Here is a 22,183-nt window from a genome sequence, read left to right as displayed (position 1 = left end):
CAATCAGCTCGTGCCTGTGCGGGCATACCTGCCCCGCTCACGCAAGGGAAGAGCAACGCGCACGCGCCGCGATCTCGCCCTATTTCGAGTCCCTCCGATCTCAGACTGATGCTTGCAATGCCGCGGCAAGCCGTGGAACGAACTTGTTCACCCAGAATATCTTCTTGCTGCCCTTGATGACAACGACGTCGCCGCGCTTCAGAAGCGCCGCAACCGACGCAGGATCGAGCGTCACCGGGTCATCATGGCAGCCGAACCGCTTGTCCTCCGGCAGGATCTCGAACAGGTGGCGCATGAGAGGGCCCACACAGTAGACTCCGTCGATGCCGGTGAGATGGCGGAGCAGCCCTTCGTGATAGGCCCGGGCTTCCGCGCCAAGTTCCAGCATGTCGCCGATCACCGCGATCCGCCGTCCACCGACGGGACGCGCCTGCAGGCTGTCCAATGCCGCGGCCATGCTCGCCGGATTGCCGTTGAAACTGTCGTCGATCAGCACCACGCCGCCGGCAGTCTGCTCGACGCCGCGCCCGGTCATGATGCCGACATCACCGAGCTCTTCGGCAAGCCGCGCCGGGTCGAGGCCGGCGGCCGCAACTGACGCAAGCGCGGCCAAGGCATTCTGCACCCGATGCGGCGCACCTGGGGTGAGCGTGAATTGAACATTGCGGCCGCACACCTCTGCACTGACGTCCCAACTCTCGCCCCGCGGGGCATGCGAGAGTTCACGCACCTCGCCGCCCTTGCCGAAGCGGACCATCTTGCCGCTCCATTCCGGCGCGGACAGCTGCGCGGGCAGCACCAAAATCCCGTCGTCAGAAAGGCCGCGCGCAATCGAGACCTTCTCCTTGCGGATCGCCTCCAGGCTGCCGAGTTTCTCCAGATGCACCGGCTGGACATTGACGACGAGCGCGACGGTCGGCCGGGTCAGCTCGGTCAGCCGCGCGATCTCGTCCCGCTGGTTCATGCCCATCTCGACCACCCACACCGACGCACTCGGATCGGCGTTGCAAAGCGTCAGCGGCACGCCCCAGAAATTATTGAAGCTGGACGGACTTGCCGACGCGTTCGGATAGGCGGCGATGAATTCCTTGGTCGAGGTCTTGCCGGCGCTGCCGGTCAGCCCGATCACCGGTCCAGAAAAGCGGGCACGCGCAGCGCGTGCGAGCCGCCACAATCCATCGATCAATGTGTCTGATACGATCAGCTGCGGCACGCTGATGCCGTCGATGGCGTGCGGCACGATCATCGCGACGGCACCGGCCTGTTGCGCATTCGCCGCAAACTCCCAGCCGTCGCGGCTCGAGGCAAAGCTCGAGATGAAGCCGCCGCTCGGCGTGCCGCTCAAGGCCACGAACAGGCTGCCGGGCTTCACGGCGCGGCTGTCCTGGGTGACGAAATCGATCGGCGTATCCGGGAAATCGCCGGCCAGATTCAGCGCGCGCGCCACTTCGGCCACGGTCCACAACGGCGCCTTCGTCATATCGTCCTCGATGCTTGGGTTCCGAGGCTTGCCAACGCTTCGGCGACCGCTTCGTGATCGCTGAAGTGCAGAACCTTGTCGCCGATGATCTGGCCGGTCTCGTGGCCCTTGCCGGCGACGACGAGCGCATCACCCTGTTCAAGTCCGTCGACCGCCACGCGGATTGCCTCGGCACGATCGCCGATCTCGCGCGCTTCCGTAGCTTTCGCCAGGATCGCCGCGCGGATTGCCGCGGGATCTTCGCTGCGCGGATTGTCGTCGGTGACGATGATGCTGTCAGCATTCTCGGTCGCGATCGCGCCCATCAATGGCCGCTTGCCAGTATCGCGGTCGCCGCCGGCGCCGAATACGACGACCAGCCTGCGCTTCGCGTAGGGCCGCAGCGCCTGCAGCGCCTTCGCCAGCGCGTCGGGCTTGTGCGCATAGTCGATGAAAATCGGCGCGCCGTTACGTTCGCCGACCAGTTCGAGCCGGCCTTTGGCGCCTTCAAGAGTGGTGAGCGCGTCGAACACGGCATCAGCATCACTGCCAGTGCCGATCGCAAGCCCGGCGGCAACCAGCGCATTCTCGATCTGGAAAGCGCCGACCAGCGGAAGGCGGATGTTATGAATGCGGCCGCGATGCTCGATCGCAAGTGCTTGCGCGAAACCTTCGATCGCAGCACTCACCAGCCGGATGCCCTCGCCCGCCCCGTCGCCCTTGGCGCCCACCGTCATCACGCGCAGACCACGGGCTTTCGCCGCGTCGATCACCTGTTGCGAGCAGTCGTGGTCGGCCGAGATCACCGCGGCGCCGCCGGTCGGAATCAGATCCCGGAACAGGCGGAGCTTGGCATTGAGGTAATGCGCGACGTCAGGATGGTAGTCCATATGATCGCGGGACAGGTTGGTGAAGCCGCCGGCCGCGATGCGCACGCCGTCGAGCCGATATTGATCGAGCCCGTGCGACGACGCCTCGAAAGCGAGATGGGTGACACCACCGTGCGCGATCTCATCGAGCTGACGATGCAGTGCGATCGGATCGGGCGTCGTCAACGAGCCATAGACCGTACGTTTGTCCGAGACGAGGCCGATGGTGCCGATACTCGCTGAGGAATGGCCGAGCCGCTGCCAGATCTGCCGCGTGAAGGCGGCAACCGAGGTCTTGCCGCTGGTGCCGGTGACAGCTGCGATCGTGGACGGTTGCGCGGGAAAGAAGCGCGCGGCGGCCAGCGCCAGCGCACGCCGCGCATTCGGCAGCACGACAAACGGAACGGCAAGCTCGCCGGAGGGCGCATGCTCGCCCGCGACAGCGACGGCGCCGGCAGCGACGGCCGCGTCGACGAAGCGCGCACCATCCGTCTTGGCGCCGGCCAGCGCGAAAAACAGATTTCCCGGCTTGACCACGCGGCTGTCGACGGCAAGCCCGGTGACATCGGTCGCAGCGACGCGCGGATCGAGCCGCGTCTCGTCACCCAGGAGGTCGCCAAGTTTCATCGTCATCCCATGCAGCGCCGCGGAACCTGCGGCGCCTTCAAGTCAGGCTTACTGCGTCAGCCGCGATGCCGCAAGAATTTGACGGTCGGACGGCGGCAGATCGAACCGCGGCTCGATGCCGAGCAGCGGCCCGATCCGGGAAATCACGTTGCCGGCCGTCGGCACCGCGTTCCAGCCGGAGGTGATGAAGCCGTAAGTCTCCTTCAGCGGCTGCGGCTCGTCGAGCATGATCAAAAGCTGATAGCGCGGCTTGTCGGCCGGGATGATGGCGGTGAAGGCGGTCAGCACCTTTTTCTTGGCATAGCGGCCGTTGATGACCTTCTCCGCGGTGCCGGTCTTGCCGCCGATATAATAGCCCTTGACGTCGGCCTTGCGCGCGGTGCCCACCTCGGCGTTCAGGCGCATCAGGTAGCGCATCTTCTCCGAGGTCTCCGGCTTGATCACGCGCTTGGCGATCGCGCGCGCCTCTTCCTCGCTGCGCTTCAGGAAGGTCGGCGGAATCAGCAGCCCGCCATTGGCGAGCGCACTCACGCCCATCACGGCCTGCAACGGCGCCACCGCCATACCGTGACCGAAGGCGATCGTGATCGTGTTCAAGTCGCCCCAGCGCTTTGGAACGAGCGGCGACGCGCTCTCGGGCAGCTCGGTGCGCAGGCGGTCGAGCTGTCCCATCTTGCGCAGGAACGCCTTATGCGCGTCCACGCCTTGCGACAGCGCGATGCGCGCCGCACCGACGTTGGAGGAGAAATAGAACACCTCCTTCATGCTGAGGAAGCGACCCTTCGGCTCGTCGTCATGGATCGTGAACTTGCCGTAATGCAGCGGCCCGCGCGCATCCCACATCGAATCCAGGCCGTATTTTCCGGTATCGAGCGCCATCGCCAGCGTAAAGGCCTTGAAAGTCGAGCCCATTTCATAGACGCCGGTGGTCAGGCGGTTGATGCGGTCTGGGTCGTGCGCCTCCTTCGGACTATTCGGATCGAAATCCGGCAGCGACACCATCGCGACGATCTCGCCGGTGTTCACGTTGGCGACAATGCCGGAGGCTGCCTTGGCATGGAACTTGTCCTTCGCCTTGAGCAACTCATCGCGCAACGCGTGCTCGACGCGCAGATCGACGGACAATTCGATCGGACGCTGCAGCCGGTCGGTCGCGAAGCCCGCGCGATGAAGGTCGGCCAGGCCCTGATTGTCCAGCCATTTCTCCATTCCGGCGATGCCCTGATTGTCGATGTTGACGAGGCCGATCACATGGGCGACCTCGTTGCCGGTCGGATAGACGCGCTTGTTCTCGCGCAGGAAGCCGATGCCGGGAATGCCCAGCTTGTGAATCTCGAATTGCTGCTGGGGCGTGATCTCGCGCTTGAGCCAGACAAACCCCTTCTTGGACGACAGCCGGTCGCGCACCTCGGCGGTGTCGAGATCGGGCAAGGTCGCGGTCAGAAGCTCGATCGCCTCGTCCTTGTCGATCAGCCGACGCGGCTCGCCGAACAGGCTCGGCGTCTTGACGTCGGTCGCCAGCACCTCGCCGTTGCGGTCGACAATGTCGGGCCTCGCGGTGGCGACTGCGTCCTGCTGCGCGGCGCGGCGCGAATTCGGACCATCGGCACCGAGCGCAAACATCACGAGTCGTCCGCCGATGATAGCATAGACCGCGGCGAAGGCGATCATGGCAAGACCAACGCGTGCGCGGGCCTTCGCCGCGCGATCGACATTGCGTCCGTAAAGCAGCGTGCGCACCAGCCGCTGATGCCAGGGCTCCTTCGTCCGCTCCTTGTTGACCCGCCCCTGCGGCACCAGAGCACGGTTTGCTGGATTGGTCATTGCTGGTCCTCCGGATGAGGCACCGAACTCGTCACGGCGGGGTCGTCCTGATTGGCGGAGTCGATCGCATCGATCATGGAGCCGATCGGGTCCGGATTGTTCGGCCGGGCGAACCTCGGCGGCCGCTCGGGAAGGTTTTTCAGGTTGTCATATTGGTTCGCGTTGAGCGGCTTGAGCGGCAGATGCCGCTCGACCAGCCCTTGCAGCCGAAGCGGCGCATCGAGCTTGGCCCATTCGGCCCGCAGCACCGCGATGGCCTCGCGCTGCTCGCGGATCTCGGCGCGCAGCTGCAGCACGCGTTCGACCCGCGCCGTCGAATCCATCTTGATCCGGTAGACATAGGCCGCAGCGAAGATCAGCGCGCCGATCACGAGCAGGTGGATGAGACGCATGGCTCAGCCTCCCCTCATCACGTCGGCGAGCCGCGGCCAAGACGGCAGATCCGCCGCGCGATGGGCGGGCGCAGCGGTGCGCTCGGCGGCGCGCAGCTTCGCCGAGCGCGCCCGCGGATTGGCGGAGATCTCGGCGTCCCCCGGCGTCATGGGGCGGCGCGTGAGCAGGTGAAAGCTCGGCGCGATCTGCGCGACTTCCGGCAGATGCCGCGAGCCGCCGCCGGTCTTGCTGCGCTCGGCCAGGAAAGTCTTGACGATCCGGTCTTCCAGCGAATGGAACGAGACCACGGCAAGCCGGCCGCCAGGCTTCAGCACGCGCTCGGCAGCCGACAGCGCGAGCTGCAGTTCGTCGAGCTCCTCATTGACCAAGATACGAAGCGCCTGAAAGGTTCGCGTCGCCGGATGAATCTCGCCGGGCTTGCTGCGCACCACGCGCGCGACAATGTCGGCGAGCTGCCGGGTCGTCGTGATCGGCTGGTCCTTGCGCGCGGCCACGATGGCACGGGCCACGGCGCGCGAATGCCGCTCCTCGCCGAAGATGTAGATGACGTCTGCGAGGTCGCGCTCCGAGCCGCGCGCGACGACATCCGCCGCAGTCGGCCCGTCACTGCCCATGCGCATGTCGAGTGGGCCATCGGACCGGAACGAGAAGCCGCGCCCCGCCTCATCGAGCTGCATCGAGGAGACGCCGACATCCATGACGATGCCGTCAACGGCATCGCGCCCTTGCGCCGCACAGATCTCGGCGAGCTGCGAAAAGCGGCCTTCGACCAGCGTCAGCCGCCCCGCGGCTTCTCCGACCAGCGCAGCACCACCGGCAATCGCGGTACGGTCGCGATCGATGCCGATCACTTCGGTTCCCGCCACCGACAAAAGCAGCCGGCTGTAGCCACCGGCCCCGAAGGTGGCGTCGACATAGACGCCCCCCTCGCGCGGCGACAGCATCTCGACCGCCTCGGGCCCGAGCACGGAGATATGGCGCTGGCCAGCCGCGCTCATCGGCCGGCTCCGGTCAGGAAGCGGCGAGACATACAGCCATTGGTCGGCAGCGAGTTCATCGCGCCCTCGATCCTCGCGCCAAGTCCACGCGTCAAGCTGCCAGGCAGCGCCGTGCACCGAGCGGCATCCCCGCCACGCCTGCGACCTTCGAAAGGCCACGCACGCGCGAATGAGGTCCAATCGCCCGGAATCCGGTGTTCCCCACACCTCGAACTATCCTTCCTTCGCGTGCAGGAACGTCAATCATTGCCACTTGCCGACCTTTCGACCTGATCGGCCCATCACCCCTGAGTAACGACCGTTAGCGTTAAGAAACCGTTGACGATCTCGGGCGGATTTGAGGCGGACTGCATCGAGCCACGGGATTGTCAATGCCGATTGTCAATGCGCGGACGGCATTGCCGGCTTGGCGCAGGCCATGCATGCAAGTTCGATCGCGAGTGGTGCATGCAAAGGAATAGTGGCAGGCTCCATCGGATTTGAGCTATGGCCGTCCGCCGAAATCTTGCTTTGAGTCGCTCCATGCCGCCTGCCCCACCCGACAAGTCCGATTCAAAGCCGGCACTGCCGATTCCAAAGGGCAGCGAAGGTGTGGAACCGTTCACGCCGGATTCGTCGATTGCCTCCGATGTCGTCCCCTCGCCTAATTTTGGCGAGCGCAACGACATCCGCCAACCCGATATGATCCTGTTGCACTACACCGGGATGCCCGATGTGGAGGCTGCGATCACCAAACTGTGCACGGCCGGCACCGACGTTTCCGCACATTACATCGTGCTGGAAGACGGCCGGATCATCCAGTCCGTGCCGGAAGCCAAGCGTGCCTGGCACGCTGGCGTCGCGTCCTGGGCCGGCGAGGAGGATATCAATTCCTGCTCGATCGGCATCGAGATCGCCAACCGCGGCCATGAATGGGGCTACCCGGATTTTCCGTCACGGCAGATCGCGGCCGTGATCGCGCTTTGCCGCGGCATCATGCTGCGCCGGAACATTCCGCCGCATCGCGTGCTTGGCCATTCCGACGTCGCGCCTGCGCGGAAGAAGGACCCCGGCGAGAAATTCCCATGGCATTCGCTGGCCAATTCCGGCGTCGGGCACTGGGTGCAGCCGGCACCGATCACGCGCGGCGCATCGCTCAAGCTCGGGAGCATCGGCGACGACGTGCGCGACCTGCAGAAGGCCCTCGCCAAATATGGCTACGGCGTGCCGATCAGCGGCAAGTTCGACGGCCCGACCCTGGAAGTGGTGACGGCGTTCCAACGCCATTTCCGTCCCGAACGTGTCGATGGCATCGCCGACCATTCGACATTGCTGACCCTGGGCGCCCTGCTGACGAGCCTGCCGACCGAGGTCGTGGCGCGGTGACGAATCAATCCTCTGCACTCAGCTCGGCGAGCCGGCGCGCATAAAGCCGCTTGAGCGGCGCAAGTTGCGTGGCGGCGGACGCGGCGAGATAAGCGCCGCGCGCCTCGTCCCGCCGGTTCAGGCGACGCAACAAGTCGGCGCGAACGGCGGGCACAAGGTCGTAATCCTTCAATCCACCGCGCGCGGCGAGAGCGTCGACCAGCGCCAGCGCTCGCGCCGGTCCGTCGACCATCGAAACCGCCGCCGCATGGTTGAGCTCGACGACCGGCGACGGCGCGATGCGCAGCAACACCTCGTAGAGGCCTGCGATCTGCGGCCAATCCGTCGCGTCGTAACTGGGCGCGCGGGCGTGAAGCGCGGCAATCGCAGCCTGTACGAGATAGGCATGTGGCCGGCCCTTGATATTGAGAGCCTCATCGACCAGCTGCAAGCCCTCCTCGATCTGCCCGCGATCCCAAAGGCTCCGATCTTGTTCCTCCAGCAACACGATATCGCCCGACGAGGTCGCACGCCCCGCCCGGCGCGCATCATGCAACAGCATCAAGGCCAACAGCCCCTTGATCTCGCCCCTCGCCGGCAACAGACAATCGAGCAGACCTGCGAGCCGGATCGCCTCGCGCGCGAGACTGGGCCGCATCAAATCGTCACCCGAGGTCGCAACATATCCTTCGGTGAACACGAGATAGATGACGGCGAGCACGCCGTTGAGGCGCTCCTCCAGCGCCTCGCGCCCAGGCACCTCATAGGGAATGCCGGCCAGCCGGATCTTCTGCTTGGCACGGACCAGCCGCTGCGCCATCGCCTCCTCGCCGACCAGGAACGCCCGCGCGACCTCGCCGGTCGTCAGCCCACAGACCGTGCGTAGGGTGAGCGCGATCTGGACTTCGGGCGCGAAAGACGGGTGGCAGCAGGTGAAGATCAGTCGCAGCATGTCGTCGTCGATCTGCTGCGGATCGGCCAGCTCCTCGACTGCTGCCGCATCGAGCTCAATCGCGAGCACCAATTGCTGCTGCTTGTCGCGGAAGACGTTTCTGCGACGGATGCGATCGATCGCCTTGTTGCGGCCGACATTGACCAGCCATGCCCGCGGATTGGCTGGCAGTTCGCCGCCGCGCCAATTCTCGATCGCCGCGGCGAATGCATCCTGCAAGGCGTCCTCGGCGAGATCGAAATCGCCGACCAGCCGGATCAGCGTCGCGAGCGCACGGCCGGACTCGTCGCGGAATATCTTTTCAAAAGCTGCTGGAGTCATACGCGTACGCCTTCAGCATTCGTCATTCCGGCGTCCAAAGGACGAGCCTGGAACCCATAACCACGATCGGGAGCATGGATTCCGGGTCTGCAGCTAACGGCGCAGCCGGAATGACGACGGAGAGAGCTGGCTAATTATACACCCAGATCGGCCGGACCTCGATCGAACCGAAACGCGCACTGGGAATCCGAGCGGCGATGCCGATTGCCTCATCGAGATCCTTGGCCTCGATCAGGTAGTAGCCGCCGAGCTGCTCGCGGGTCTCGGCAAACGGACCGTCGGTGGTCAGGATCTTGCCATCGCGAACGCGCACGGTGGTCGCGGTCGTCGTCGGCCGCAGCCGGTCACCGGCCTTGAAGTTGCCGTTCTGGATGATGGACTGGGTGAAGGCCTGATATTCGGCGAGCGTCTTCTCGGCTTCGGCCGGATCCCGCTTCGCATATTCGACCTCGTTCTGATAGATCATCAGCAGATACTGCATGGCTTGCTCCTTGTGATCGGCTGGATTGCCGACATCCTGTCGAACGGCCAACGCTGGAAACGACAACGCAGGATAAAATATTCTGGACGAAAGCTGGCGACTTGACGGGCGGCGCGCAAACCCCCATGCAGAGCGGGTCAGTCGGCCGGACGGCCGCTCCGGCAGGTGCCGAAAGGCCGCCGGGGAGGAAAGTCCGGGCTCCATCGACATGCGGTGCCGGATAACGTCCGGCGGGGGCGACCCCAGGGACAGTGCCACAGAGAACGAACCGCCTCGCCTTCGCCCATCCGGGCTTCGGCGCGGTAAGGGTGAAAAGGTGCGGTAAGAGCGCACCGCGGGTCCGGTAACGGAACCGGCATGGTAAACCCCACCGGGAGCAAGACCGAATAGGGACGGCAACGCGGGCCCTTCGCGCAAGCGATAACGCCCGTGGGAGCGATGTCAGGCTCGCCGTCCGGGTAGGTTGCCCGAGGTCGCGCGCAAGCGCGATCCCAGAGGAATGGCCGTCACGTATCGCCGCATGCAAATGCGACGGTGCCCTACAAAACCCGGCTTACAGGCCGGCTGATATGTTCAATGAGGGGTTCGGCGCGATAAGCGCCGGACCCCTCGCCATTTCCAATCTGTTCATATAGCCGCCTCTCATACAGCCGCTTCGAGCTTGCCGATCTCGATGGCCTGCCGCTCGAACAGTCCGCGATAGAGCCCGTCCGGCCGTCCGACCAGCGCAGCATGATTGCCCTGCTCGACGATCCTGCCGCGGTCGAACACCAGGATCCGATCAAGGCTGCGCACGGTGGCAAGCCGGTGCGCGATCACGATCGCGGTTCGTCCCTTCATCAGCCGTTCCATCGCTTCCTGGATCAGCGCCTCCGATTCCGAATCCAGGCTCGAGGTCGCCTCGTCCAGGATCAAGACCGGCGCGTCCGCCAGGAAGGCGCGCGCCAGCGCCACGCGCTGCCGCTCGCCGCCGGACAGTTTCACGCCGCGCTCGCCGACCAGGGTGCCGTAATCCTTGGGCAGCCGCATGATAAAGTCATGCGCGTTGGCGAGCTTCGCCGCCTGCTCGATCGCCGCTTGGCTCGCCCCGGGACGGGCATAGGCGATGTTCTCGGCCAGCGAGCGGTGAAACAGGATCGGCTCCTGCTGCACGATCGCGATCTGGCTGCGCAGCGACTCCTGCGTCGCGAGTGCGATATCCTGACCATCGATCAGGATCCGCCCGCCGCTGACGTCGTACAGTCGCTGCAGCAGCTTGACGAAAGTGGTCTTGCCGGAGCCAGACCGGCCGACCAGCCCGACACGCTCGCCGGGACGAATGTCGACCGACAGCCGCTCATACAGCGGCGCACGATGGCCGCCATAGTGGAACGTGACCTCGTCGAACACGATATGCCCGCCCGTGACCCGGATCGGCCTGGCAGCCGCGGCATCGACGATGCCGATCGGCTCGTCATGAATCGCCACCAGCTCGTCCATGTCGTTGACCGCGCGCTGCAGGTTGTTGATGTGCATTCCGACATCGCGCAGGTAAGCGTGGATCACGTAGTAGCTGGTGAGCACGTAGGTGACGTCGCCCGGCGAGGCGTGGCCCGCGATCCACAGCAGCACCGAGCCGCCGATCACCGAGGCACGCAAGCACAGCAGCACGAACAGCTGCACGGCAGCCGTGGTGTTGTAGCGCAGCCAGGTGCGATTGACGCGCTTGCGCCAGCGGCTGATCACCCGGGCCAGCCTGACATCCTCTCGCGCTTCGGCGCCGAACGACTTCACCACCGCGTTGCAGCTGATCGCATCGGCCAACGTGCCGCCGACCTTGGTGTCCCAGGCGTTGGAGACGCGCGCAGCCGGCGCGATGTAGCGGGTCGAGAACACGACCGTCATCGTGACATACAGCACGGCGCCAAGCGCGATCACCGCCCCCAGCGACGTCCAATGCAGGCCGAGCAGCACCATCGAACCCAGCAGCACCGCGAGCGACGGCAACAGCGCCAGCAGGATGGTGTCGTTGTAGAGATCGAGCGCCCACATGCCGCGGGTGATCTTGCGCACGGTCGAGCCGGCGAAGCTGTTGGCGTGCCAATCGGTCGAGAAGCGCTGCACGCGCACGAAGGCGTCGCGCGCCACATCCGACATGAGGCGCAAGGTGAAGGGCACGATCAGCTGCAGCCCGGCAAGCCGCAGCACGATCGACACGAAGCCGAGTGCGACGATCGCGCCGAACGCCGTCAGCGCGGCATCGCGCGCGGCCGCATCGGCCGGGCCGAGCGTCAGTGCGTCGACCAGCTTGCCGGAGAACACCGGCATGAACAGGTCGGCGACGGTGGCGGCGAGCAAAGCCGCGCCGATGCCGAGCGTCATGCCTGGCTGCTTCAGCCAGTGCCGGAATACGAACGGCATCACGACGCGGATGGCGGCGGGTCGCTCCTTGGCTTTCGACTTAGTGACTTCAATGGTCATGGCATCATCCGGCCACGCGTGTCGCGCGGATCGGCTCCAGTTCAATGCCAGCGCGCGCGGCAGGCCGCGCAAGCGTCAGGCGTAATATCAGTGACTTAGTGGGAAGTGCGGCGACCGCGCTAGCAGTCGTAGCGGGTGTCGGCAGCGCTCAACGAAAAGAGCGGGACCCCGGCGCAAGCTTCGGACGCGGGCATGTGATCTGCAGATGCGACATATCCATGCAAATCTCCCCGGTTCGAGCGACAATGATCGTTCTATATACGCGGCGGTATGATTTGGCAACACGCATGCATCACATGCGCGTGCGCAGTCAGTGATCCCCGCCCACAGCGGCCATCGGCGAGCTCGGCTTGTTCAACAGCATCACGGTCAGGCTGAGGCCGATATAGAACAGGGTCAGCATGAAAAACGCATCGCCATAGCCCATCACCACGGCCTGGCGATGCACGATCTGCGACAGCTGCTTCATCGCCATCACGGTGGAATCGCCCATGCCCTGCAGCCGCTGCTGCAGCATGTTCAAGGTCTCGACCGCGGCGGCATTGCCCCAGGTGACGCGGTCATGCAGCCGGCTGATGTGCAGGTCGGTGCGGTCGTTCAGCACCTCGTTGATGACGGCGAGCCCGACCGCGCCGCCGAGATTGCGCATCAGGTTGAACAGGCCGGAGGCGTTCTTGACGCGCTCCGGCGGCAGCGTGCCGAGCGCAATATTGTTGGTCGGCACCATCGCGCACATCATGCCGATGCCGCGCAAGACCTGCGGCAGGAACAGCTCCCAGAAATCGTAGTCGCGGGTGATGCCGGTCATCTGATAGGAGCCCATCGCGAACACGACGAGGCCGAAGGCGATGATGTAGCGCATGTCGAAGCGCTGCATCAGCCGCCCCACGATCGGCGCCATCAGGAACATGGTGACGCCGGAGACGAACATCGTCTCGCCGATCATCATCGCGCTGTAGCCGCGCACTTCCGCGAGATAGCGCGGATAGATGTAGGTGAGCCCATAGAGCCCGATGCCGATGCAGAACTGCAGCAGGCAGCCGACCGCGAAATTGCGATTGCCGAACGCGTAGAGGTCGACGATCGGCACCCGCGCCGTCAGCACGCGCCAGAAAAACGCCACTGCCGAGACGATACAGATCGCGGCGCAGACGGCGACACTGGTGTCCTGGATCCATTCATATTGCGGCCCCTCCTCCAGCACATATTCGAGCGAGCCGAGGAAGCCGCCCATGAACAAGAGGCCCCACCAGTCGAAATGGTCGAGCAACTCGAAATGCGGCTCGTCGAAATCGACCAGCGCCAGGACGCCGATTGTGATGAGGATGCCCGGCGGGATGTTGATGAAGAACAGCCAATGCCAGGACATCGCATCGGTGATGTAACCGCCGATGGTCGGACCTATGGTCGGCGCCAAGGTCGCGACCAGGCCGATGATGGGACCGACGATGTAGAATTTCGAACGCGGAAACACCGTATAGGCCGAGGCGAACACGGTCGGGATCATGCCGGCGCCGAGGAAGCCCTGCAGCGCACGCCACAGGATCATCTCTTCGATGCTGGAGGCGAAGCCGCACAAAAAGCTCGACAGGGTGAAGCCGGCCGCCGAGATCGCAAACAGCAGCCGCGTGCCGAACGCGCGCGACAAGAAGCCGGACAGCGGAATCGCGATCACTTCCGCGATCAGATAGGCGGTCTGCACCCAGGAGACTTCGCTCGAGCTCGCAGACAGCCCGGCCTGGATCTCCGTCAGCGAAGCCGAGACGATCTGGATGTCCAGGATCGACATGAACATCCCGAACACCATGATCAGGAACGCGAACAACCGTCGCGGCGCCACGTAGTCGGACGCGGCGCCCGGCGCTTCGATCATGGTTGGGTTGGCTGTCGTCGCGTTGGCCATGGGTGTGTTCGGTTGTCGAGAGGAACCTCAACGCCGCCGCATCTTCCGCTCTGCTCCCCTCCCCCTTGCGGGGCCAAGACGAGCAAAGCTCGCTCTGAGGGGTCGGGGGTGGGGGTCCACAACTGCAGTCTCGCTTGGAGTACCCCCCTTCCCAACCCTCCCCCGCAAAGGGGGGAGGGAGCTCACTTCCGATGCTGCAGCATCTCACAAGAAATCAGTCATGCGCGTTCGAACGCGTCGTGACCATGAGTCGAAAGCGGCCGCGTCACTGCGGATGGATCATCATCGGCGAGTCCAGGTCCTCCTCGCTGTCGGCATCCTTGGCTCCATCCGTGCTGTCGACGGTGACGTAGACAGACATGCCCGCGCGCAGGAGATTCTGCCGCGCCACCGCCTTCGGCACGCGGATGCGCACCGGCAGCCGCTGCACGATCTTGGTGAAATTGCCGGTCGCATTGTCCGGCGGCAGCAGCGTGAACACCGAGCCGGCGGCCGGCGAGATGCTGTCGACCGTGCCCTTGAACTTGCGCGAGCCGTAGGCATCGACCTTGATCGTCACCGGCTGGCCGGGACGGATGCGCCTTAGCTGCGTCTCCTTGAAATTGGCGTCGATATAGACGTCCTCGAGCGGCACGACATTGCCGAGCCGCTGGCCGACCGCGACGAAATCACCGGTGTTGACCAGACGGTTGGAGAAGGTGCCGTCGACCGGCGCGCGCACAGTCGCGAAATCGAGATCGCGCTCGGCTTTCGCCAGCGACGTCTTCAATTCCGCAAGCTGCGCCTGCGCCTCGACCTGCTGTGCCTTGGTCACCTCGACATTGTCGCGCGCGGCATCGTAGGCGGCCACTGCCGCCTTCACTGCCGCCACACCCTGGGCGCGGGCGGCCTCGGACTGTTCGAAGACCGCGTGCGAGGCGAAACCCTTGGTGCTCAGCGCCTGCTGGCGATCATAGTCGAGATCGGCCCGCTTCTGCCCGGCTTCCGCCGAGGCAAGATTGGCCTGCGCCTGCTCGACCGCGCTCTGCTGGGCCGCGACCTGGCGGCCGATGCGGGCGATCGTCGCCTCCTGCGTTCCGATCTTGGTACGGGCGGCATCGACGGCGATCCGGTAATCGCCGTCATCGATCCGGAAGATCACGTCGCCCTTCCTCACCACCGCGTTGTCGCGCGGCAGGATCTCGACGATGTGGCCGGACACGCGCGCTCCCAGCATGGTGTTGTTGGCGCGGACATAGGCGTCGTCGGTCGAAACAAAGAAGCGGCCGACCAGATAATAATGCACGCCATATCCGGCGGCCGCCAGCGCGAGCAGAAGGCCGACGCCCATCATCACCCGCTTGCGCTTGCCGGATTTCGGCGGCGCCGATGCGGCGGCTTCCGTGGCTGCGGGCGGCTCGTCGGCGGGCGGAGTGGCTGCCGGCGGGGTGCCGGCGGGCGCCTCGTTCGAGGTCTCCAGTCCGCGGCGCTTGGCCTCGTCACCGACATGGCCGCGCAGCTGTTCACCCAGCCCGGCGCTCTCGCGCGCGGCCGAGCCCGTCGCCTCCTCCGGCTCCGGACGGCGCACTCGTGCGGCCTGATCTCTCGCTACGGCCATAAGACACCCCTGAACGATCGCATGAGCGATCACGAAACCATCACCTGGGCCGGCATCCGGCCCGTTGCCAATCAATAGCATTGACCGAACGGTTCGGTCAATATATCCATTCGCACGTGCAAACTAGGCGGTCACATCCTTCCCTGACCTTTTCGTCCGACAGAATCTTTGCCAAGACGCTGAACCAATGATTGAAGCCCACCCAGACACCGTCCAGGCCCATGGCGAGGAAGAGACCTCGAAGCGGCGCCAGATCCTCGAAGGCGCCCGCAAGGTGTTCATGGATCTCGGGTTCGACGGCGCCAGCATGGGGGAGATCGCGCGTTCCGCCGGCGTGTCCAAGGGCACGCTCTATGTCTATTTCACCGACAAATACGCGCTGTTCCAGGCCATCGTCGAGGAGGAGACGCGCACCTCTCTTTTGTTCAGGTTCGACCTTTCGCGCGACGTTTCCGCCAATCTCGCCGGCTTCGGCGAGGCGTACCTCGCGCTGATCTGCCGCCCCGGCGGCGGCTCGGCCATCCGCACGGTGATGGCGATCGCCGAGCGGATGCCGGATGTCGGCCGGCGCTATTACGACCGCGTGCTGGAGGGCACCATCAACCGCCTCGCCGCCTATCTCGACGGCCGTGTGAAAGCCGGCGAGCTCGCCATTGACGACTGCCAGCTTGCCGCCTCGCAATTCCAGCTGATGTGCCAGGCCACCCTGTTCCTGCCCTTCATCTTCCAGGCCGCGCCGGCGCCCTCCTCCGAACGCATCCGCGAAGTGGTCGCCAGCGCCGTCAGGATGTTCCTGGCGGCGTATGGAGTGAAAGGGTAGCGGCCGGACAGAGCGGCGTGGGCGCTGCCGCTCGGTTACCTCGCTGTCGTCGTTCGGCTTGCCGCCTTCGCTGACGCTTCGGCGTGCCATGAACCTGTAGCCTCGTCGAGGCCTTGGCGAAGACGTGACCGGACGACGACGTACTCTAGGGACCGCAGTGATTGAGCCGGCGGAGCGCGGAGTACGAGACCGTCCGCTGGAGCCTGCCCTCGGGTAAGCCGAAGGCGAGACCCTGCGGCGGACAATGACGCCGGGGATTGCGCCACGGGCATCGTGGACGTCAACAGACACGCGCTCTCCTTCTCGCGACGCTCATGCGCCCGAGCCTTGCAGATCGATCACCCTCGAAAAGGCAGAGGGTGCAGGGAAGGCCGGGAGCTCGCCGCCCCCATGGCCCGCCTGCAGAAAGAAAAGCAGGCGGCAGTCACCACAGGATCGGCCGAGACATCCCGGCCTTCCCCGCGCGATGGTCTTAACGGCTGCTTCGTGCTCTCCTCAGGGACCGGCTTTCTTGCCCCTGTCCGCGTGATGCGAAGCATCATCGCGTCGCGACAATGCGCGAAGCGCATTGCGCAGGCATCAGCACCGGGATGCCAGGACCACACGACTTGACCGTACGCATCGGGCCGTTCGTCGGCGTGAAAGATCACGCTGCAGCTCGAGACGTCCACCGCATTCCCGCACTCCACGTATCGTGACGACCGCGCGTACGCCCCTTGCATGAGGCGGGATGGCCATAGACAAGCACAATTTCTGAAAAAGAGAAATATGAATATTTTTAGCGGAAGGACTGGACAGGCGGAGTCGCGTTGAAACTGCTGGCGAACTTCGCGTTTCGGCGCACGCGTTTTGGGACGCGACTCTGCGGCCTTCGCGCGATTTCGGCTGGCGGGATCGACGCTCTGCTCGACCGCCATCTCCTCGAAGGTGCGCACCGGGGGCCGCGGGGCTATCCGCTGTCGAGGGCCATCCGACCCACCATCGGTGATTGCGGACCTATCGCTCTCACGTCGCGGGCGTCTTCGGCAGGGAGACATTTGCGGTCACTTCACATGGTTCTCGTCCGTCTACAGATGAAAGACTACAAAGCCGGCGGTTGATCTCACCTGTTGGGCGGCCTATGAGGCGCGCAGCGGCGGGTTTGGAAAAAGACGAGAGAAGCCGATGTCGAGACGTATCGATAGCTCGTGGACGGTCTTCGTCAGCGTCGAGAATTCGGAGCACGACAGGTGCGTGGATTTCTTCTGCAGGGCAGACCGCAGCTACGGATTTGAGGAATTCAGACGGGACGTTGAAGATGGCGGCCGATGGACGCCCGTTCAGTTCTATTCCGATGCGACCTACGCTTCATCAATTGACGCACTAGACGCCGCGCAGCGATGTGTATCGTGGCTGATACCCCTTCTCGTCCGGAAGCCGGACCTCAAAAATCGTATCAGCTTAGGTTAGGCGCCAAGCACCTCGCGCAGCAAAACCGCTTCGACATGCCCCGGCTATCGGTCATGAGGCTTGCTCAGCCGTGTAGCCTGGATGAGCGAAGCGATATCCGGGACTTTGACCTCGCATGTCGCTGCGCTCATGCGGGCTACTCGCTGTTCACGTCGATCAGGGCGGCCTGTGAACAGTGAGACCTCGTCAAACACCTTCGGCTTTCCAGGGGGAGACGTGGAAGCCAGCCGCCAAATTCCATGGTCACGCCGCTGAGCATCGATGCTCGTCGTCATTCAGCAGGTCAGAACCGGCCTTAGCCAGGGCTATGCTTAGTCAGCATTGACAGAACGGCGGAAGGCAGATCCGAGGCCTGTTCCACCAGCCGGTCCGCTCCGGCGGTTTCAAGCTCGTCTCGGCTGCCATACCCCCAAAGCACACCGAGGCTGCGCATCCCGACTGCATGAGCGCCGGCGATGTCGTAGCGGCGGTCTCCGATCATCAGGCAGCGCGAGGCCGGAATCCTCTGTTCGGATAGGATGTGCGCGAGCAGCTCCGGCTTATGATCCAGCTCTCCGCTCGGCACCGAGCCGTAGATGCCGTCGAAGCATGCAGCCAATTCCAGGTGCTGCAGGATGCGACGCGCGAAAGCTTCGCGCTTTGACGTCGCCAGAAGGAGACGCAATCCGACTTCTCGCAATTGCTGAAGGGCACGGCCAATTCCCGGATACGACTCGCTGCCGAGCAGACCGCTTTCGCCGTAGTGCTGACGAAAGGCGAGCACCGCCTCGTCAACCCGATCATCTCCATAGGACTGCAGCAAGACCTGCATGACGTCCTGAAGCGGCGGTCCAATGAAGCGCTTCACATCGAGCGCTTCGTCCGGCTCGTGGCCGAGCGCGCGCAGCGCAGCCAGGCAGCTTGCGACAATGCCGGGCTGCGAATCGATCAGAGTACCGTCGAGGTCTAGAAGAACGGCGTGGGTCGCGGACATGACCGAAGATAGCGATCAGCCAGAGACCGGTAAACGGCTATTTGATCCGCGCCGGCGTCGGGGGAAAGTGTCCGTTTTGGACCAGCGGCGTAGCCCTGATGAAGGAAGCAAGATCCGGGACTCTGCCCCCGCATGTCGCTTCGCTCATGAGGGCTACAAGCTACCATCTCGGTGGCCGATGCGGCAGTCGACGCAACTGCAAGCTGGCGTCGGAAGCGTCCGGGCTCCTCCCAGGCTGGCTCGACATTCCGAGCCTGTGGGCGATGAGAGTGCCCCCCGCGCTTCCCTAGTTGTTTTGGGCCAGGATGGCGGGAGTGCGGATTCAATTCGCGGCTATCTGTCGATGCATTCCTTGAAGTCGCACAAAGGACGCCCATGCCTTTCGATATTCCGTGTCCAAGGTATCGATCGTAAGCAAGGCTCTGCAGGCTTCATGGATTTCTTCCGCTGAAGGCCGCTTGGTCGTATCTCTGGCGGCCTCCGATCGGTGCCAGCGATCCTCGACATCTTCCGCCAAAGCCAGTGCCTCGGACGTGGTCCGCTTCCGGGTCGGCTTGGCCAAAGGATGGGCCGACGGGAAAGTGGGCCAAGCGAGCGGAGGCTGATCGACTCGCCAGTCAACGGCGTTGCCGCCGCCGGCCTGCTCGGTCGAATGCGGCTGCTGCCCAGTCACCTGGTCCGCGGCCATTGCCGTCCGTCCAGCCAGCTGGCCGATCTGCTGCTCCATGGTATCGCCACTCGACGTGCCGCCGGCTGAGGGGGCCAGCGTTGCCAGGGTCGATAGCGTCGAAGGATCAGCCTTGGGAGGAGTGATCTTCTGGACGGCCTTCACCATCGACATCGCTCCGGGTGATATCGCCACATCCGGCTTGCCTGCCTTTTCCTCCGCGGTCGCCGGGCAGGGTCTGAACGAAGAGCGCTGGTGCGTCAGCCGTCCGTCATCGTCGATGTAGGCAAAGTCGAGCGACACGGCATAGGCAAAGGCGACATCGGCGAAGCTTCCGTCTTTGTCGCGTGCTTTGACCGCACCACAAACGTATTTCGCAGCATCCGCCTCGACCGAACGCAATCCGTTGAATTGCGCAGAATCCGGATCGATCAGCACCCGTCGAACCGCCGCGCGAGCTCTCATGTGTTCTGTCGAGAAGGTGCTCTTCAGAACAGCCGGGTTGATCACGTCGGGCTGGTAGTACCACCTGCAGCCCGCAGCGAAGAACGCTGCGCCGACGCCTGCTGCAATCACGAGGGCAGGCACATTCATCTGGTTGCTTCTATTTAACTAAACACGTTAAAATTGATATTCTGCGCAATCACGCTCCGGAGAGCGCGCGCAATCTCGCTCTTTCTAACCGGTACGGTGATACTCAAAAATGGAGGAGAAAAGCAATCTTTACGTGTGTTCTATCATGATACCGCAAGACGTAGTTAATAGATCCTTCCATCGTGAGATATGCAAATCACGCGTCTGGGTGGCGTACGATGGAGAGCTGATGGAGTGAAGCCGAATGCAGCGATCTGGCTCGTGACGGCTCGGGCTCCGGTTGGGCTCTCATCCTGCGCCGGATGAAAGGTCGATGCCCTGGAATCGGCGCGCTCATCCGCATCATGATGCGCACAACGTTGGCGTCTCTGCGCGTGACGGTGTCCGGCTTTCAGCCGGGCTCGGCACCGAACCCCAGATCGCGCAGGGACGCCTGATCGTCGTACCGGCCCTTGGTCGTGCGCTTCGGCAGCTTGACCTTGTCGTGCTTCACGCGACTGAACGGAATCGAATTCAGGATATGTGAAATGCAATTGAGGCGTGCGCTCTTCTTGTCGTCGGAGTGGACGACGTGCCACGGCGCATGCATCGAATGCGTGGCCTTGAGCATCTGGTCGCGCGCCCGCGAATAGTCATACCATCGCCGGTACGATTCGAGGTCCATCGGGCTCAGCTTCCACTGCCGCAACGGATCGTCGATCCGGGCCATGAAGCGGCGCTCCTGCTCCCTCATGCCAACCTCGAGCCACAGCTTGATGAGAATGATGCCGCCGTCGGTGATGTACTTCTCCACTGCGGGGCAGAGCGCGAGAAACCGGTCGTGCTCCGTGGACGTGCAGAAGCCCATGACGTACTCCACGCCGGCGCGGTTATACCAGCTGCGGTCGAAGATCACGATCTCGCCGGCGGCGGGAAAGTGCTCGATGTAACGTTGCATGAACAGCTGCGTCTTCTCCCGGTCCGATGGGGCCGGAAGCGCGACGACCCGAAACACCCGCGGACTGACACGCTCCGTGATCGCCTTGATGGCACCGCCCTTGCCGGCGGCGTCGCGGCCCTCGAACACGATGATGACGCGCAGCCCCTTGAGCTTGATCCAATCCTGCAGATAGCACAGCTCGATCTGAAGCTTGCGCAGCGCCGTTTCATAGGCCTTCCGCTTCATCTTCGTCGGCGCCTGGATGTCCGTCTGCCGTCTTGCCATCGCCATCTCTCCGAAAATTGTCGCCGGACCTGTCTTCCTTTCGTCGCGACGCGTCGGGCCTTTCAGCTTCCGAAAATGACGCGGCGGAAACGACTGAGAGCGAATACGAAATAGACGCTGCCGATCAGGAGCATCGCCACCAGCGGCTGCCACACCAGGGAAAGATCGGCGCCCCGAAACAGAACCGCCTGCCCGAAAGCGACGAAATGAGGCGTCGGGCTGACCGTCTGCACCAGGTATTGCAGCCAGACCGGCATGCTCTCCATGGGCGTGCTGCTGCCGGACAACAGCTGCGTGACCATCAGGACCGGCATCGCGAGCAGACCGAACTGTCCCATCGTGGTCGCGAGCGTGCCGAGCAGGATGCCCAGCGCCGCAACCACCAGCGCGTATTCCGCCGCGCCGAGCAGAAACAGCAACCGCGACCCCGCGATCGGCGAGCCGATCCACCAATGGACCACGAACTGCAGCGACAGCATCGCGGCGACCAGGATGACGAGACCGTTGGCGAGCATCTTGGCGAGCATGATCTCGGCCGGCACCACCGGCATCACGAGAAGATGCTCCACCGTGCCCTGCTCGCGTTCGCGAATGAGTGCGGCGCCGGTGAGAATGACCGTAAGCAGCGTGATCTGATTGATCACCTGGGTCATGGCCGAGAACCACGAGGTGATGAGATTGGGGTTGAAATCGGTCCGTACGACGAGATTGATCGGCGCCGACTTCGCGCCCGGACGCCCTGAGAGAAAGCTCCGGATCTCGTTGCTGATCGCGGTCTTGAGGTAGTTGGCGCCGTTGCCGGCCTGCGCCACCACCGTGGCGTCGATGTTGATCTGCAGCGACGTCTTGTGCTGCGCCCGAAGATCCGCCTCGAAGTTCGGGGGGATCTCGACCACGAAGAGGAGGTCACCATGATTCATCTTGGCGTCGATCTCGGTGGCGCGGATCTGGACCGCGGGCTGGAAGGTCGGCGGCAGCAACGCCTCGGCGATCTGGCGCGAAAGCGAGGAGCCGTCCTCGTCGACGATGCCGACCGACATGTGAGTGGCATCGGTCACGGCGCCGGTCGCGACCGTGTTCACCGAGATGCTGAAGGCGTAGACCACGAGCACCAGCATGGTCGGGTCGGCGCGGATGCTGCGAAGCTCCTTCACCACCAGCCTGAGGGTGTTGACGACATGATCGACGAGCGTTAGCGGCTTGGCTTTGACGAGGGGCGAGGCTGGCGTGTCGGAGGATGCGGCCATA

16 protein-coding genes and 1 other RNA gene are annotated in these 22,183 nt (G+C 64.1%); 3 read left to right on the top strand and 14 right to left on the bottom strand.

The features are described 5' to 3' along the window. Positions 1 to 100 precede the first annotated feature (100 nt). The 5 genes from murF to rsmH are packed head-to-tail and all read right to left on the bottom strand — an operon-like array spanning position 101 to position 6,170. Positions 101 to 1,480 carry a UDP-N-acetylmuramoyl-tripeptide--D-alanyl-D-alanine ligase gene (murF, locus tag QX034_RS19165; protein WP_316195684.1) on the bottom strand — a complete coding sequence of 460 codons (1,380 nt, stop codon included), beginning with the start codon at positions 1,478 to 1,480 and terminating at the stop codon, positions 101 to 103. After that, positions 1,477 to 2,955: a UDP-N-acetylmuramoyl-L-alanyl-D-glutamate--2,6-diaminopimelate ligase gene (locus QX034_RS19160; protein ID WP_315767047.1), complete on the bottom strand. Its 1,479-nt coding sequence runs from the start codon at positions 2,953 to 2,955 to the stop codon at positions 1,477 to 1,479. Before QX034_RS19160 ends, murF begins: the two co-directional genes overlap by 4 nt. Positions 2,956 to 3,003: 48 nt before the next feature. After that, positions 3,004 to 4,779 (bottom strand): penicillin-binding protein 2, encoded by a 1,776-nt coding sequence (locus QX034_RS19155; protein WP_315700960.1) that lies wholly within the window; start codon positions 4,777 to 4,779, stop codon positions 3,004 to 3,006. Beyond that, positions 4,776 to 5,171 (bottom strand): hypothetical protein, encoded by a 396-nt coding sequence (locus QX034_RS19150; protein ID WP_315700961.1) that lies wholly within the window; start codon positions 5,169 to 5,171, stop codon positions 4,776 to 4,778. The genes QX034_RS19155 and QX034_RS19150 overlap by 4 nt, the downstream gene beginning before the upstream one ends. 3 nt (positions 5,172 to 5,174) lie before the next feature. Beyond that, positions 5,175 to 6,170, bottom strand: coding sequence for a 16S rRNA (cytosine(1402)-N(4))-methyltransferase RsmH (rsmH, locus tag QX034_RS19145; RefSeq protein WP_315762759.1), 996 nt, complete (start codon positions 6,168 to 6,170; stop codon positions 5,175 to 5,177). Between the two features lie 522 nt (positions 6,171 to 6,692). On the opposite strand from rsmH, the gene QX034_RS19140 reads away from it, so the two are divergent. Continuing rightward, on the top strand, positions 6,693 to 7,535 hold the full coding sequence (locus tag QX034_RS19140) for an N-acetylmuramoyl-L-alanine amidase (protein ID WP_315700963.1): 843 nt from the start codon (positions 6,693 to 6,695) through the stop codon (positions 7,533 to 7,535). Between the two features lie 4 nt (positions 7,536 to 7,539). On the opposite strand, the gene QX034_RS19135 is transcribed toward QX034_RS19140, so the two are convergent. Continuing rightward, on the bottom strand, positions 7,540 to 8,787 hold the full coding sequence (locus tag QX034_RS19135) for an RNA polymerase sigma factor (RefSeq protein ID WP_315767046.1): 1,248 nt from the start codon (positions 8,785 to 8,787) through the stop codon (positions 7,540 to 7,542). Between the two features lie 130 nt (positions 8,788 to 8,917). Next, complete coding sequence (locus QX034_RS19130; protein WP_315700964.1) at positions 8,918 to 9,268, bottom strand: YciI family protein; 351 nt, start codon at positions 9,266 to 9,268, stop codon at positions 8,918 to 8,920. A gap of 137 nt (positions 9,269 to 9,405) precedes the next feature. Between QX034_RS19130 and rnpB the strand changes: the two genes are divergently transcribed. Beyond that, positions 9,406 to 9,840, top strand: an RNA gene (rnpB, locus tag QX034_RS19125) — RNase P RNA component class A. Between the two features lie 70 nt (positions 9,841 to 9,910). Here the strand turns inward: rnpB and QX034_RS19120 are convergent. From QX034_RS19120 to QX034_RS19110, 3 genes are all read right to left on the bottom strand, one after another. Beyond that, the gene (locus QX034_RS19120) at positions 9,911 to 11,728 is read right to left on the bottom strand and encodes an ABC transporter ATP-binding protein (RefSeq protein ID WP_315767044.1); all 1,818 of its coding nucleotides are present in this window, start codon (positions 11,726 to 11,728) and stop codon (positions 9,911 to 9,913) included. A gap of 310 nt (positions 11,729 to 12,038) precedes the next feature. Continuing rightward, complete coding sequence (locus tag QX034_RS19115; RefSeq protein ID WP_315762763.1) at positions 12,039 to 13,631, bottom strand: DHA2 family efflux MFS transporter permease subunit; 1,593 nt, start codon at positions 13,629 to 13,631, stop codon at positions 12,039 to 12,041. A gap of 265 nt (positions 13,632 to 13,896) precedes the next feature. Continuing rightward, entirely contained in the window at positions 13,897 to 15,228 is a 1,332-nt protein-coding gene (locus QX034_RS19110; protein ID WP_315700967.1) for an HlyD family secretion protein, read from the bottom strand. 187 nt (positions 15,229 to 15,415) lie between these two features. Between QX034_RS19110 and QX034_RS19105 the strand changes: the two genes are divergently transcribed. Beyond that, on the top strand, positions 15,416 to 16,048 hold the full coding sequence (locus QX034_RS19105; protein WP_315700968.1) for a TetR/AcrR family transcriptional regulator: 633 nt from the start codon (positions 15,416 to 15,418) through the stop codon (positions 16,046 to 16,048). A gap of 1,744 nt (positions 16,049 to 17,792) precedes the next feature. On the opposite strand, the gene QX034_RS19100 is transcribed toward QX034_RS19105, so the two are convergent. The 4 genes from QX034_RS19100 to QX034_RS19085 form a co-directional block, all read right to left on the bottom strand. Further along, entirely contained in the window at positions 17,793 to 18,470 is a 678-nt protein-coding gene (locus tag QX034_RS19100) for an HAD hydrolase-like protein (RefSeq protein WP_315700969.1), read from the bottom strand. A gap of 322 nt (positions 18,471 to 18,792) precedes the next feature. After that, the gene (locus QX034_RS19095; RefSeq protein ID WP_315700970.1) at positions 18,793 to 19,731 is read right to left on the bottom strand and encodes a hypothetical protein; all 939 of its coding nucleotides are present in this window, start codon (positions 19,729 to 19,731) and stop codon (positions 18,793 to 18,795) included. A 391-nt stretch (positions 19,732 to 20,122) separates the two neighbouring features. Next, positions 20,123 to 20,935, bottom strand: a complete 813-nt coding sequence (gene ppk2 / locus QX034_RS19090) for a polyphosphate kinase 2 (RefSeq protein ID WP_315700971.1) — start codon at positions 20,933 to 20,935, stop codon at positions 20,123 to 20,125. 62 nt (positions 20,936 to 20,997) lie between these two features. Further along, positions 20,998 to 22,182: an ABC transporter permease gene (locus QX034_RS19085; RefSeq protein ID WP_315700972.1), complete on the bottom strand. Its 1,185-nt coding sequence runs from the start codon at positions 22,180 to 22,182 to the stop codon at positions 20,998 to 21,000. Position 22,183: the final 1 nt, after the last annotated feature.

The organism is Bradyrhizobium sp. SZCCHNR3119, from assembly GCF_032487775.1.
Classification (GTDB): Bacteria; Pseudomonadota; Alphaproteobacteria; order Rhizobiales; family Xanthobacteraceae; genus Bradyrhizobium.
The sequence above is the reverse complement of the archived record's forward strand: the minus strand, read 5'-3'. Positions and strand labels throughout refer to the sequence as shown.